General features: G+C 46.9%; 15 protein-coding genes and 1 pseudogene. 12 read left to right on the top strand and 4 right to left on the bottom strand.

What is annotated here, in order from left to right; all coding sequences use genetic code 11:
- Positions 1-31 precede the first annotated feature (31 nt).
- The 12 genes and pseudogenes from mrdA (at position 32) to DSOL_RS10460 (ending at position 11,943) form a co-directional block, all read left to right on the top strand.
- Positions 32-2,137: a penicillin-binding protein 2 gene (mrdA, locus tag DSOL_RS10515; protein WP_075364815.1), complete on the top strand. Its 2,106-nt coding sequence runs from the start codon at positions 32-34 to the stop codon at positions 2,135-2,137.
- A 112-nt stretch (positions 2,138-2,249) separates the two neighbouring features.
- Positions 2,250-2,933 carry a septum site-determining protein MinC gene (gene minC, locus DSOL_RS10510; protein WP_075364814.1) on the top strand — a complete coding sequence of 228 codons (684 nt, stop codon included), beginning with the start codon at positions 2,250-2,252 and terminating at the stop codon, positions 2,931-2,933.
- A gap of 36 nt (positions 2,934-2,969) precedes the next feature.
- A complete protein-coding gene (minD, locus tag DSOL_RS10505) occupies positions 2,970-3,764 on the top strand; it encodes a septum site-determining protein MinD (RefSeq protein ID WP_075364813.1) in 795 nt (264 codons plus the stop codon).
- 29 nt (positions 3,765-3,793) lie between these two features.
- The gene (minE, locus tag DSOL_RS10500; protein WP_075364812.1) at positions 3,794-4,069 is read left to right on the top strand and encodes a cell division topological specificity factor MinE; all 276 of its coding nucleotides are present in this window, start codon (positions 3,794-3,796) and stop codon (positions 4,067-4,069) included.
- A 208-nt stretch (positions 4,070-4,277) separates the two neighbouring features.
- On the top strand, positions 4,278-5,444 hold the full coding sequence (gene rodA / locus DSOL_RS10495; RefSeq protein WP_075364878.1) for a rod shape-determining protein RodA: 1,167 nt from the start codon (positions 4,278-4,280) through the stop codon (positions 5,442-5,444).
- 93 nt (positions 5,445-5,537) lie between these two features.
- Positions 5,538-6,320: a murein hydrolase activator EnvC family protein gene (locus DSOL_RS10490; RefSeq protein WP_075364811.1), complete on the top strand. Its 783-nt coding sequence runs from the start codon at positions 5,538-5,540 to the stop codon at positions 6,318-6,320.
- A gap of 67 nt (positions 6,321-6,387) precedes the next feature.
- The gene (locus tag DSOL_RS10485) at positions 6,388-7,263 is read left to right on the top strand and encodes a M50 family metallopeptidase (RefSeq protein ID WP_075364810.1); all 876 of its coding nucleotides are present in this window, start codon (positions 6,388-6,390) and stop codon (positions 7,261-7,263) included.
- A gap of 66 nt (positions 7,264-7,329) precedes the next feature.
- Entirely contained in the window at positions 7,330-9,186 is a 1,857-nt protein-coding gene (locus DSOL_RS10480) for a TIGR03960 family B12-binding radical SAM protein (RefSeq protein ID WP_075364809.1), read from the top strand.
- Positions 9,187-9,191: 5 nt separating this feature from the next.
- Positions 9,192-9,893 (top strand): TIGR03936 family radical SAM-associated protein, encoded by a 702-nt coding sequence (locus tag DSOL_RS10475; RefSeq protein ID WP_075364808.1) that lies wholly within the window; start codon positions 9,192-9,194, stop codon positions 9,891-9,893.
- Positions 9,894-9,985: 92 nt separating this feature from the next.
- Positions 9,986-11,227, top strand: a complete 1,242-nt coding sequence (locus DSOL_RS10470) for an Rne/Rng family ribonuclease (protein WP_075364877.1) — start codon at positions 9,986-9,988, stop codon at positions 11,225-11,227.
- Positions 11,228-11,353: 126 nt separating this feature from the next.
- Positions 11,354-11,536: pseudogene (locus DSOL_RS10465) on the top strand (type II toxin-antitoxin system HicA family toxin); the annotation flags it as partial.
- The gene (locus tag DSOL_RS10460; protein ID WP_075364807.1) at positions 11,533-11,943 is read left to right on the top strand and encodes a toxin-antitoxin system HicB family antitoxin; all 411 of its coding nucleotides are present in this window, start codon (positions 11,533-11,535) and stop codon (positions 11,941-11,943) included. The pseudogene DSOL_RS10465 and the gene DSOL_RS10460, both read left to right, overlap by 4 nt.
- A gap of 196 nt (positions 11,944-12,139) precedes the next feature.
- Here DSOL_RS10460 and DSOL_RS10455 read toward each other — a convergent pair whose 3' ends face one another.
- From DSOL_RS10455 to DSOL_RS10440, 4 genes are all read right to left on the bottom strand, one after another.
- Complete coding sequence (locus DSOL_RS10455) at positions 12,140-12,424, bottom strand: type II toxin-antitoxin system Phd/YefM family antitoxin (RefSeq protein ID WP_075364806.1); 285 nt, start codon at positions 12,422-12,424, stop codon at positions 12,140-12,142.
- Positions 12,425-12,601: 177 nt separating this feature from the next.
- On the bottom strand, positions 12,602-12,841 hold the full coding sequence (locus tag DSOL_RS10450) for a DUF2922 domain-containing protein (protein WP_075364805.1): 240 nt from the start codon (positions 12,839-12,841) through the stop codon (positions 12,602-12,604).
- A gap of 69 nt (positions 12,842-12,910) precedes the next feature.
- Entirely contained in the window at positions 12,911-13,132 is a 222-nt protein-coding gene (locus DSOL_RS10445; RefSeq protein WP_075364804.1) for a DUF1659 domain-containing protein, read from the bottom strand.
- 171 nt (positions 13,133-13,303) lie between these two features.
- Positions 13,304-13,519, bottom strand: coding sequence for a helix-turn-helix domain-containing protein (locus tag DSOL_RS10440; protein WP_075364803.1), 216 nt, complete (start codon positions 13,517-13,519; stop codon positions 13,304-13,306).
- Positions 13,520-13,658: the final 139 nt, after the last annotated feature.

The raw sequence follows: 13,658 nt of genomic DNA, 5'->3' as shown, positions 1-13,658 counted from the left end.
GCAAAAAACGTATCGAAGAGGAGTTTTTTGGATGGATGATAGAGAGCGAAAACCGTATGTTCATCGTTTGTGGGGTTTAAGTATCGTCGTGGTTCTCGTTTTTTCGATTTTGGGCTTTAACCTATGGCGACTACAGATTGCCCAAGGTTCCTATTATTCCGCTATGGCCAAGGGAAATGTTATGCAACTTGTAAAAGTGCAGCCGACAAGAGGGGATATTGTGGATCGGAACGGCAAACTTCTGGTAACAAGTGTTCCAGAGTTCGCGCTTAACTTAGACTGGATGGATTTGCAACAATCCAAAATCAGTAATTGGAAAGATGTGGTCCAGCGCTTAGCAGGGTATATTCGACCGGACTGGCCTAATCCTAATCAATCGGTTGATTCGATTGCTGAAGATATCTTTGCCAATATCCAGAATCATCAGTGGGAACGCTATCGTCCAGTAACTATTCTAAATAATGTCCCTCCCGATCTCCAAGCGATCATTGCTGAGCACCAAGAGGAGCTTCCGGGCGTGAGTGTCGATGCGATCCCAGTCCGTTCCTATCCTCAGAAAACGTTGGGCGGTCAGTTCCTCGGCTATGTTCGTGAGATTGGGGATAAAGAGATTGCCCAGTTTAATCAGAATGCCGATGCACAAAAAGCGGGTTTTGAGTATGCACAGGGTGATTTGGTCGGCAAGGATGGGGTGGAGAAATCCTATGACTTTTGGTTGCGTGGCAAAGAAGGGGTTCAACAAGTTGAAGTCGACAATAACGCTCGTCCCGTTTCCAAACAGGTGATTCAAGCGCCGGAAGCGGGGAAGACGGTGCAACTGACCATTGATGCTGACCTGCAAAAGACGGTAGAAGATAGTCTTGATCAAGTCATTGCCAATGTTCAAAAGAATACCAATCCGAACGCTAAGTCGGGAGCTGCCGTGGTGATCGATGTCAATACGGGCAAGGTTCTAGCCATGGCGTCTCGGCCAGGAATGGATCCCAACGATTTGATCGGCAATATTTCTCAGGCAGTGTCGGACAAGTACTTTACAGATAAAACGGCCCCAGCAGCTTCTCTTAACCGAGCGTTGACCGGGCTATATCCGCCTGGATCGGTGTTTAAAATGGTGACCGCGATGGCATCCTTGCAACTCAAAGTGACCACGCCGGATGAGCGGATCAGAGATGTTCTGTCTTCTTTAGGAAACTTGGCATCTCAGCAACAAGGTTTCCCAGAATGGGGCGGCAATGATTTTGGTCTGGTCAATCTTTATCGAGCTCTGGCTTTATCCTCGGATATTTATTTTGAAGTAATTGGACGCCGAGTTTTTGAAGCCAATCCGGAAACCATAGGTCAAATTGCCCATGAATTCGGGTTAGGTGTTGAAAGCGGAATTGATTTGCCTGGAGAAGCGAAAGGAATCGCGCCCTCAGCAGAATGGAAGAAAGCATATTTCGGTCCTACCTATGAAAAGTCGCGCGATGCCAAGCTGGCAGCGATTGAAAGTAAATACGCCCCTCTCCTGGCGCAGGCTCAGGATGCGAAAAGTAAGCAGAAGTTGCAAACGAAGAAAGATGCCGAGAAAAATGACGTTGCCGTTTGGTACAAGCAAAAGACCAGCGAAAATGTGGATTGGAAGGTTTATGACAGTTACAACAATGCCATTGGGCAAGGGTACAACACCTATACCCCGTTGCAATTGGCCAATTACGTGGCCACACTAGTAAACGGCGGGAAACACTATCGTCCCTATGTTGTTGACAAACTGTTGGATCCTATCACAGGAAAAGTCACTCAGCAATATCAACCCAAGGTTCTCAATACAGTATCGGTCTCACCGGATATTCTGGATACGGTCAAAAAAGGGATGGCCGCAGTAACAACGGGTGAAGGAACGGCCAATTTCATGTCGATAGATATGCCGGAATTCACCGGGGGAGCTAAAACAGGTACTGCTCAGATTGGGTCCAAGGACACGATTTCCGGTGAAATCTACAATGGGGTGTTTGTGGCTTTTGCCCCTTACGATCATCCTCAGATTGCTTTCGCTGGGGTTGTTGAATTTGGGAGTCACGGTGGGGATACGGCAGGTAAAGTCGCTGAGGCAGCCTTTATGAAGTATTTTGGTTGGAAGTCCTCGAAAGGGGGCTAAAAAACGAGGAAATTTGTCCTCGTTTTTTCATATTGTAAAAAGGGAATTGGGACAGGCTTGTAGAATTTATAGAGAGCATTTAAAGAAGTCAAGTGATGGGGGATTGTGCAGGTTGACACGGACAGAACATCTAGCACTTAAGGGCACCCGCGATGGATTGGTTTTATACCTTGATCCAGAGGCAGACTTTGGATTACTAATCAATGAACTTGCTAAGCTATTAGAAGAATCTGTTCAATTTCTGCAAGGTGCAACCGTTCGGTGCTATGCTGGGAAAAAGGAATACACTGAGGATGAACATGCTGCATTGGCAACAATCCTAGGACAATACCAGTTGGAACTTGCTGGATGGTTAACCACGGAAGAAGTGTATGTGCCCGGTAAGAGCCAATCCTATGCCACAGAGGACAAGGAAACTCGCCACTGGGATGAAGGGATGGTTGAAGGAAGCTGTCTCTTTGTGGAACGCACACTTCGTTCTGGGAAAAGTGTTCAATTTGAGGGTCATGTTGTTGTTCTGGGGGATGTTAATCCCGGAGCAGAGATTATCGCAACTGGTAACATTGCTGTTTTAGGTTCCTTGCGGGGGGTGGCCCACGCTGGAGCGACAGGAGAACGAAAAGCTTCAGTCAGCGCTTATCATCTGGCCCCCACTCAATTGAGGATTGCGGATTTGGTGACTAGGGCACCGGATGAAGTAACCGACGGACGAGGCCCGGAAATTGCCAGAATCAAAGATGATCAATTAATAGTAGAAGCGGCAGGTATGAATGCTTGGCGTGGCAAGATACGCTAAGAGAGAATAACTCTAATTGGAAAGGTAGGTCTAAATATGGGTGAGGTAATCGTTGTAACTTCCGGAAAAGGGGGCGTTGGCAAGACGACAACATCCGCAAATATTGGCACAGGACTGGCTGCCGCAGGACATAAGGTCGTCTTAGTCGATACGGATATCGGTTTGCGTAACCTTGATGTGGTGATGGGACTGGAAAACCGCATCGTTTACGACCTAGTGGATGTGACCACTGGGAATTGCCGCTTAAAACAAGCCCTAATTAAAGATAAACGTTTTCCTAATCTTTTTTTGCTGCCCGCTGCCCAAACCAAGGATAAAACAGCCGTTAATCCTGAGCAGATGAGCACATTAGCTAAAGAACTTAAAGAAGAATTCGATTTTGCGATTATTGACTGTCCGGCTGGAATCGAACAAGGGTTTCGCAACGCAATTGCTGGTGCCGACCGGGCCGTGGTCGTTTGCACCCCCGAAGTCAGTGCAGTACGTGATGCGGACCGCATTATTGGCCTCTTAGAAGCGGCGGAGCTAAGGAATCCAAAACTAATAATTAACCGAATTCGACCTGAAATGGTGAAACGTGGGGACATGATGGATATCTCGGATATTCTAGATATCTTGGCCATCGATCTTATCGGTGTCGTCCCAGAAGACGAGAGTATCGTGATCTCCACGAACCGCGGTGAACCCGCTGTTATGGATCAAGGGTCAAAAGCTGGCGAGGCCTACCGACGGATCACAAGGCGGATTAAAGGAGAAGAAGTGCCTTTGATGAGCCTTGATGTACCCGTAGGAATCATGGATAGACTTAAGAGACTCGTTGGTCTTCGTTAACCGTTCGGTACTGAGAGGAGGAATCGTCCTTGTTAGAATTTATCAGCCGAATGCTTGGCAAGGAAAGCGCCTCGAGCAAGACGGTGGCAAAAGAGCGCCTTCGGCTCGTTCTGGTTCATGACCGTGCCAGCATTTCACCAACCATGCTCAATCGATTAAGAGAAGATTTGATTAAAGTTATTTCGAACTACATGGAGATTGACGAAACTGCGCTCGAATTTAATCTCTGCCAAGATGACCGCGAAGTGGCGTTGGTCGCCAATATTCCGGTCGTGAAGATGAAGCGGGATTACGCCACTAAGTAAGGAGCCAGCAGAACGCACTAAGTCGATCTCTACCCGATGATGACCAATATGAATAGAAGTATGTGTAAGATTACAGATGTAGCTAGGGGGATAACCACCTAGCTTTTTTCTTTTTACCAGTTTTGCCGGAAGCTTTGGGCTGTGTTTAGAGATGTGCTATAATGAGCAAGTAATAGTCAAGGAGTAGCCAAATAATTTGAGGGGAATTATGATCGTGGATAAGCGAACCTTAAGAAACTTAGACTTTTTATTTATCCTTTTTACGTTTTTATTGTTGGCAGCTAGTCTCTTCATCTTGAGTACGGCTTCAATTAGTGTCGATAAAGCAAATCCTTTACACTATGTCAAAGTGCAAACGTACTGGATTATAAGTGGGATTTTCATTGCAGTTGTCCTGGCGGCAATCGATTATCAAAAATGGCAACGCTTCCGGTGGTGGATTTACGGCCTTAATCTGGCTTTGCTTTTTGCCGTGATTCTTTTTGGTCACTCGGCCAAAGGAGCAACCCGTTGGATCCCGATCACCTCAAGTTTCAGTATTCAACCTTCGGAGTTTGCTAAAATTTTCATTATTATTACCTTTGCTGACTTTCTAGCCCATCGCAAGGGAAAACTCGACAATTTTAGAGATTTCATATTACCGTTTCTCTTCGTGCTCGTACCTATGCTTCTGATCTTTAAGCAACCTGACTTAGGGACCACGTTAGTTTTTGCGGCAATATTTATAGGTATGATGTTTGTGGCAGGTGCCAATCCTTGGAAATTTGGAGGACTGTTACTGGGCGGGGTTTGTATCATTGGGATAGCACTTTGGCTGCACTTTGCCACGAACTTGCCGGGCTGGTTACACTGGGCTCAAGGTCTTCCCCTCCCCATGCAAGATTATCAGTTAAAACGCTTAACTATTTTCGTGAATCCGGCTGCCGATAAGTCTGGAGACGGATTTCATATTCTACAATCCCTTTGGGCCATCGGATCCGGTGAGTTATGGGGAAAAGGGTATCGTATGGGAACGCAAGGTCAGTTGAACTTCTTGCCGGAACATCACACCGACTTTATTTTTTCGGTAGTCGGGGAAGAGTTCGGATTTGTAGGAACGATCACGCTGCTTTTCCTCTTTCTCATCTTTATTTTGCGCAGTATCAGCATCGCTTTGAAAGCGCGAGACCCGTTTGGTATGTTAATTGCCACGGGCGTGATCTCCATGTTTACCTTTCATATCTTAGTCAATGTGGGTATGACCTCGGGGATTATGCCAGTGACCGGTATCCCGCTACCGTTGATCAGCTATGGTGGAAGCGCGATGTGGTCGAACATGGCCTCGGTCGGCTTGCTCCTCAGTGTTAATTTAAGGCGACAGAGACTTATGTTTTAATAGAACTGCTAGCAGTTCTATTTTTTTTGCCTTCTCATAAACTATTAAGGGATGTACGAGCCTGAAATGGTGTGTGAAGTGAGGCAGAGTAGGATGAATCCTTTTGAACGTTGGGATGACTGGGAATGGGAACGGGCAATCCAAGAGGTGGGGAAAGAACAGGGGCGGGGAAAATCACCGCGCTTTAACCATCAGCCGGGACGTTATCGAAATTCCCCTAAGACGGGTTGGGGAAACTTCTTGAAACATTGGAACGGCACACAAAAGCGGGCTATTGTGGCTGCGACGTTATTTTTGTTGGTTTTCTTTAGCGCCAATGGTTCAGATCAAGTGTCACTCGCGGTTCACTCCATCTATCGGAGTGCAGTTAACTCGGATAATTTCTATGAGGCCTTAAATGGGATGGCTAAAGATGCCTTCTCGATCGGAGGAGTGAGCAGTAAAAGCGTTCCTGTTGATGCTAAGATGATTGGCCAGTTTTTGCCCCCTCTTTCCGGGCAAGTCGTTGCTGGATTTGGCGCAAAGGGAGAAGGGGGAACCAATGCCTTGGGTACAATTCATAATGGGATTGATGTGGAGAGTAGTTTGGGAATGCCCGTCGTTTCGCCTGCTGCCGGGGTTGTAACTTTAGTGGGGGAAGATCCCCAATTGGGAAAAATAGCCAAGGTTGATTTTGGCAATGGTTGGACTACGATCCTGGGGAATCTCGGGGATATTTCTGTTCAGAAGGGTCAACGGGTCCAGAAAGGGGAGGCTCTGGGTACGGTTGGGCTTTCCGCACCTCTGAAAAAACCTTGGCTTCATTTTGAATTACGAAAGGATAATCAGCCGGTCAATCCAATACCCTATCTTATCCCTTCAGCAGCAAAGAATTGAGAGAGCTTGGGATAAGGACAAGATTAGTGGAGGAAGAATAATCAAGCCTCGTAAAGGAGGGTGAAAAATGGAGCTTCTAAAAATTCAGGGGGTGAGCCTTCGGATCCATCCCACCTTTCTGTTGGTCTTGCTACTCTACGGAGTCCTGGGTCTCGCGGCCCAGGCTCTTCTCGTCTTTGCCTTAGTCGTCGCGCATGAATTAGCGCATCTCATGACGGCTAGGGCCTATGGCTATAAAGTTGTGGGGCTAGAATTGTTTCCTTTTGGAGGAGCGGCTTATTGTGATGACCTCTTCGAGGGAAGAAAACTGGAAGAAAGTGTGGTGGCTTTGGCTGGTCCTGCCTTTAACGTGGTTCTCTTATTTGCTGCTCAAGCCTTGAGGTGGCAAGGGATATGGACGGGAGAACTGGCGGATGATTTTGTGCGTTATAATGTTTGGCTGGCGGCCTTTAATTTGATCCCGGTTTTGCCGCTTGATGGTGGCCGTGTCGTGCGAGCCCTCTGTGTCGAAGGCTTTGGTTTCGTCCGTACGACGAAGTTCTTGGCCTGGGCAGGAAAATGGCTGGGTGTTCTCTTTGCCCTTTATGGGATCCTTTTATGGGGGCGGGGAAAATTCTCTGAAGGACCCCTCACCTTTATTATTCTAGGAGGCTTTTTTTGGGTGGCTGGTAGTAAAGAGATTTCCTCTGCCCATATAACCTTCCTCAGGCAATTGACACGTAAGAAAGAGGAATTGTTGAAAAAGGGGCTGATGCGCAGTCGTTGGCTCACCGTTCAGAAAAATACCCCTTTAGTGCGTATCGTTGAAGAGTTTACTCCAGATCGCTATGCCATGGTCTCTCTAACGAATGAAGAAATGGGGCAAGATAAGATATTGACCGAGACGGATGTGGTGGAGGGGATGTTGCGCGAGGGAATTCGTTTTCCAGTAGGTAAACTTTAGGGATATTATGTTATTTATGATATAATTGAGGTCCACAAAGTAGTGCAAGGAGGCCTCATTGAGATCATGAATGAATTTACTGCGGCGGAGATACGCCGGCAGGTCGAAATGTTTTTGCCTAAAGTTTTGAAACCGAGCCGCTATATAGGGTCAGAATGGAACGCGATTCGTAAAGATTGGGATAAAACCGATGTGCATATGGCGTTTGCTTTCCCGGATGTGTATGAAGTGGGGATGTCCCATTTAGGAACCCGGATTCTTTACCACCTTGTCAATTCGTTTCCAGAATTCCTCTGTGAAAGGGTTTTTACTCCCTGGGTGGACATGGAGGGGACGATGCGCGAGAAAGGAATTCCACTCTATGCTCTGGAATCCTTTCAGCCGCTCAAAGCGTTTGATGTGGTCGGATTTACCCTTCAATACGAAATGAGTTTCACCAATATTCTCAGCATGCTCGATTTAGCTGGAATACCGCTCCACACGGAAGAACGTGGACCAGAAGATCCGTGGATTATTGCAGGAGGTCCTTGTGCTTTTAACCCGGAACCTCTCGTTGGCTTTATTGACTTCTTCCTCCTTGGGGAAAGCGAAGAACAGTTGCCTGAAGTGCTTCGCCTCATGGCAGAGCAGAAGAAAAACCCTGTTCCTCGGCAAGAGTTCTTAAGAAAAGTAGCCCAGGTTCAAGGAGTTTATGTGCCGGACTTCTACCATGTATCCTATAAACCTGACGGTCGGATCGAGAAGATTGAGGCTGAAGACGGGATTCCAGCCGTTGTGGAAAAGGCTATTGTGCAAGATTTGGATCAAGCCTTTTTTCCGACTAACCCGGTTGTTCCCTACATGGAAATAGTCCATGATCGGATGATGCTCGAGGTCATGCGCGGCTGCTCGCGAGGATGTCGGTTTTGTCAAGCGGGGATGATTTACCGACCGGTTCGAGAACGGTCTACAGAAACTCTTCTGAAGCAAACTGAGGAACTGGTGCGTTCTACGGGGTATGATGAGGTTGCTCTCACTTCGCTTTCCAGTGGAGATTACACCTGTATCCAACCCGTCATTGAGACTATCCTGGAGAAACACGGGCCTGAAGGGGTTGGGGTTTCTCTCCCCTCACTGCGAGTCGACTCCTTTGATGTCGGTTTAGCTGAGACCGTACAAAAGACTCGTAAATCCGGCTTAACGTTTGCACCGGAAGCAGGTTCACAACGCTTACGTGACGTCATTAATAAGGGAGTGACGGAAGAAAATCTCTTAGCTGCAGCTGAGGCAGCTTTTAAAAAGGGCTGGTCTACCATTAAGCTTTATTTCATGGTTGGGTTACCGACGGAGACCCAAGAAGACATCGACGGGATTGTTGATTTGGCTAAGAAAGTTGTCAATCTTGGAACTCAGCTCGGACGCCGCAATATCACGGTGACGATCTCGACGAGTATCTTCGTGCCCAAACCTCACACCCCGTTTCAGTGGGAACCTCAGGAAGCCAAAGCTTCAGTAGATTTAAAACAGAGACATCTCAGAGAGAAATTGCGAGATCGTCGCATCAAATATAATTATCATGATGTGAAGACGAGCTACCTTGAAGCGGTCTTTGCCAAAGGGGATCGACGCTTGGCACCGCTGTTAGAATGGGCGTACAAACACGGTTGCCGTTTTGATGGTTGGTCTGAGCAATTTCGCGAAGGGGTTTGGATGGAGGGCTTTAAAGAGTTAGGCATCGACCCGCATTTTTACGCCAATCGTGCCATGGATTATGATGATATCCTACCTTGGGAACATTTAGAGAGTGGTGTGACCAAACAGTTTTTGGTTGAAGAACACCATCGTGCATTACAGGAAGCTAAAACGATCGATTGTCGCTACAATGAATGCACCGGGTGTGGAATTTGCCCGGGCAGAGGGGTTCAGATTGAGTTGAAAGGGTGAGTGCCATGCGGCTAAGAATCGCCTATACTAAAATTGAAGATGCAAGGTATATCGCACACCTTGACTTGACACGGGTATTTGAACGTGCGATCCGTCGGGCTGGGATCCATATGTCTTATACGGAGGGTTTTAACCCCCGCCCCAAAATTTCCTTCGGCTTCGCTTTAGCGGTCGGGACGGAAGGAGAGCGGGAGTACGTGGATATCGATCTCCAACGGGAAATGGAATTAGGGGAAGTCTTGGGACGGATTCAGGAACAATTGCCTCCGGGAATTCGGCTCTTGCAAGGGAGTGTCCTGACTCTAGGGGCTAAACCCTTGATGGCGGTACTGAATGCGGCCAGTTATCGGATGCGCGTTTTGATGGCCTTGCCGATTGATGAGCAGCGTTTGCAAGAAGCGGTTGGAGCTTGGCTCGCACGGGAACACGTGAACTATGCACGTTATTCGAAAAAAGGGCCAACGGATAAGGACATCCGGCCGTGGGTTAAGCGGCTAGAAGGTGAAATTCACGGGGATGAGATTGTCTTTGAGCTGGAAGTTGAGATGGGGAACGCTGGGAGTGTTCGGCCGGAGGAAGTGTTGGCTAGCCTGAGAGAGTTGGAGAATTTGCCGCTGGATTTGGATGCGCTTCATATTAAACGAACGGGCGTGCATGTGAGTTACCAGGGGGAGAAGAGCTCGCCTATGGAGCAGCTTGCTGAGTAGGCTTGGTGAGCGTTACCACGACATCATGAGGTGAGCGTTGTAACGCAAGTTCTCTTAGGAGGTGTATTATGAAGCATGATAGCACAGGATGCCTGAAGGAAATCGTCCTTCAAACCCAAAGCCACTCCCAAAAGCTTCGTGCAGCCGTCTTTGAACAAGGGGATTTAATGGATGTGTTCGAGGAAGAGGGCGCTTCGTCTCATTTGGTGGGGAATATTTATCGGGGGCGGGTGGAAAATGTTCTTCCGGGGATGCAGGCTGCTTTTGTTGATATTGGGCTGGACAAGAATGCGTTTCTGTATGTTGGGGATGCTGTTCCGTCGCGTTTTGAGGAGGATGAGAAGGTTGATCAGGCTGCTCATGTTCGGATTGAGCACGTCCTCAAACCGCGCCAAGAACTTTTGGTTCAGGTTATTAAAGAACCGGTCGGGACGAAGGGGGCGCGGATTAGTGTCAACTTAACGTTGCCGGGTCGGTATGTTGTGCTCCTCCCTCAGGTGAGTTATATTGGGGTGTCTCGGAAGATTCAAGATAATAATGAACGGACGCGTCTGCGGGATCTGGCGGATTTGGCCAAACCGGAGGGTATGGGTGTGATTATTCGTACTCTCGCTGAAGGGATTGACGGGGACGAGATTGCGGAGGATATTGCTCAGTTGGTGGAGATTTGGAACGCGTTGCAACCGAAGATTCCGCATGTTTCCGTGCCAGGACTTGTACATAAGGATGTAGATTTGGTTTCTCGTCTTGTGCGGGATTGGATTGATCAAGATGTGGAAAAAATAACCGTTGATCAGGATGAAGTCGCGTTAATCTTGCGCAAAGCCTTGAAGGAGATTGAACACCCGGCGGCAAAACAGATTTTTGTTGTCACAGGTGAGGACCTTTTTGCTCGGTATGGGGTAGATGACGAAATTCGTAAAACCTTGCGCTCTAAAGTTTGGCTAAAAAGCGGAGGATATCTGGTCATTCAACAGACTGAGGCTTTAATTGTGATTGATGTGAATACCGGAAAATATGTGGGGCAGCGTTCCTTGGAGGAAACGGTGGTCCATACGAATCTTGAGGCTGCTCGGGAGATTGCGCGCCAGTTGCGGCTGAGAAATCTGGGTGGGATTATCATCATTGACTTCATAGATATGACGTCTACAGAAGATCAGCAAAAGGTGATTGAGGCGCTAGAGACGGCCTGCGCTCGGGATAAGACGAAGTCTCAGGTTTTAGGGCTCACTCAACTGGGACTGGTAGAAATGACTCGGAAAAAAGTGGGTCAGACGTTAGCAATACGTTATACATCGCCCTGCCCAACTTGTGATGGGAGTGGGAGGGTGTGAAGATAAATCACTCATTATCTTCAGTGGAACGATGGGAAGAAACTCAACTTAGTAATTTATTGTAAAAAAATATCTTAATATAAATAATCTTTGCAGTAGGAATAGCCATTATTCGAGGACCTAGAAAAGCTAATTATTCGCTTTGGTTTCGAGCGGCGTAAACAGCGAAGCGGAACAAGTCATTTCCAGTACTCTCATCCTGATCTTATGGAAATCCTAACTATCCCATTTGCCCGTCCAGTCAAATCTGTCTATGTAAAAGAAGCACTGGACGCAATCCGAAAACTCGAAGGGAGCGAGGAAGAATGAAAGAATTAGAGTTTTATATGAACTTAGATTATGAGATTAAGATCCGGAAGCTAGCTGAGGATGAGGGCAGCGGCTGGTTCGCCCAGATCCCCCTCTTGCCCGGCTGTATGTCAGACGGCGGGACCGTAGACGAGTGCCTTGTTAATCTCGAAGATGCAAAAAAAGGATGGATTGAAGCTTGCATCGAATTAGGCCGAGAAGTTCCGGAACCGAGTAAAACCACTGACTTTTCAGGGCAACTTCGTGTTCGTATGCCTAAATCCCTACACCAGGCCTTATCTGAAAGGGCCAAGGAAGAAAACATTAGCCTAAATCAGTTTATTCTCTATCAGTTGTCGAGAGGAATAGGATATAAGGTCAGCCTTCCCAACGGGGTCGTACCCTCACACAATGGGAAGCAATTCTGACAATTAACCAAAAGAGTCTTTACGTCTTCGGGCGAAGGGCTCTTTTCGCGATTTACTTCAGTACATAGTATCATCTTGAGATATTTATTTACAGGCAACACTGGGTCAGAAAATTCTAAATGACGTTCCGGAAAGCTCTGCAGAGATTTTGACGCGTCTATTATTTCTGAGCGAAGTTTATCTGCTGCTTCTGGACTTACTTGTGCTGTCCATCGACGACCTCCTTGATGGCTTTTTTCATCATCTCATCTATGTCATCAATGGAAAAACCTTTCTTACCAGCCAGTCTGTCCTCTTCAACCGCGACGAGGGTTTCTCTAAGTCTCAACATACTTTCTCGACGTGCAAAAGCTCCGATATCCATCACGACCAAGTCGCCCTCACCATTTTTTGTCAAATATACTGGTTCACCTGTCTCTTTGCAAAGTGTTGATATTTCGTTATAGTTTTTGCGTATTGCCGCAGACGGTTTTATATTCATAACACACCCTCCATCCATTGTAGCATTATTATACCCTTATTATACCCTTATGTTACTATGGCCATTATCCCATGTCAATGATCGAGGGAGCTTCCTCTGGTCGCTCCCCCGTACATTAAAGGCACCGGGTTATTATCCCGATGCCTTATCGATTGATGCACTTCCAAATTCGGTATTTTATGCGCCTGGTTGATTATAGAGATCATCCGTTGTCGTATCGACAATTTTAACATCACGTTTGGAAATGAGTTCACCACCAGAAGTGAGGAAAATATTCTTCGTGATGATTTGATCCATGACGGCTTCGATTTGGGCCGCTGTCACACTCGCCTTAGGTTCTGGTAAAGTTATCGTCACCGCGTTCCCTGAGGCGTTGTTGAAGGTCATTCTCAAGACCTTTTTAGTTGTACTTGCCATTGGTATCCCTCCTTTCTCTTCTGGTTGCTTGCCATGAACTTCTTGCCACAATTCATCTTTTTATCCCTACTACACAGTTAAGTCGATGCGATTGTCTCTTCGCACTCCAATTAAAGGGTAGTCCTGAAGTCCATAAAGGGCAACGGCAACATCATAAACATCTTGGTCTGCGCTGTTCGATTTGATATTGGGGAAACTACGCTGACTTAGTTTGGGTGAGCCTTGTGCGGTCAAACCGGTTTGAAAGGTTACGACTATCACAGAGTCTTTATTACTTGCGATAACAGCCATTTTCTCACGTCCTTTCTAGATAATTAGACTACACTCTCGATACAAAAACAGTCGATATCTGCCGACTGCTTTGCAATGACTGCCGAGAATGTTTGTCCTAATCCTAGTATATTTGATTGAATTAATTTCTGTCACAGGTTGGGGAAGACTGGGAATGGAATCACACCTGGGTTAATCTATGAAATCCGTCCAGTTACCCCCGACTGCCTCGGCAATCCGTTTAGCCCATGTTGGGCTCATCTGACGTTTACCTCGTTCCAAATCACTGATGATATTAGCGGGGATTCCTGTCTTCTCTGCTAATTCCTTTTGAGTTCCAATAGCTGCTTCAAGGCGGGCTTTTCTCATTTTTCGACCAGCATAGACCACTTGGTTTCTCTCTCTCAAACTCTAAGCTCCTCCATCCTTTTAACGTTAGTTTATCAAGGATTTCTTTTAAAATCTTCCTCTGAACTAATTTATCAGGATCCCCTATTAGTTATCCAATCCAAATATTATATGGACATGGCTTCTTATATGTTCGGCC

Source organism: Desulfosporosinus metallidurans (genome assembly GCF_001936615.1).
Lineage (GTDB): Bacteria > Bacillota > Desulfitobacteriia > Desulfitobacteriales > Desulfitobacteriaceae > Desulfosporosinus > Desulfosporosinus metallidurans.
The sequence above is the reverse complement of the archived record's forward strand: the minus strand, read 5'-3'. Positions and strand labels throughout refer to the sequence as shown.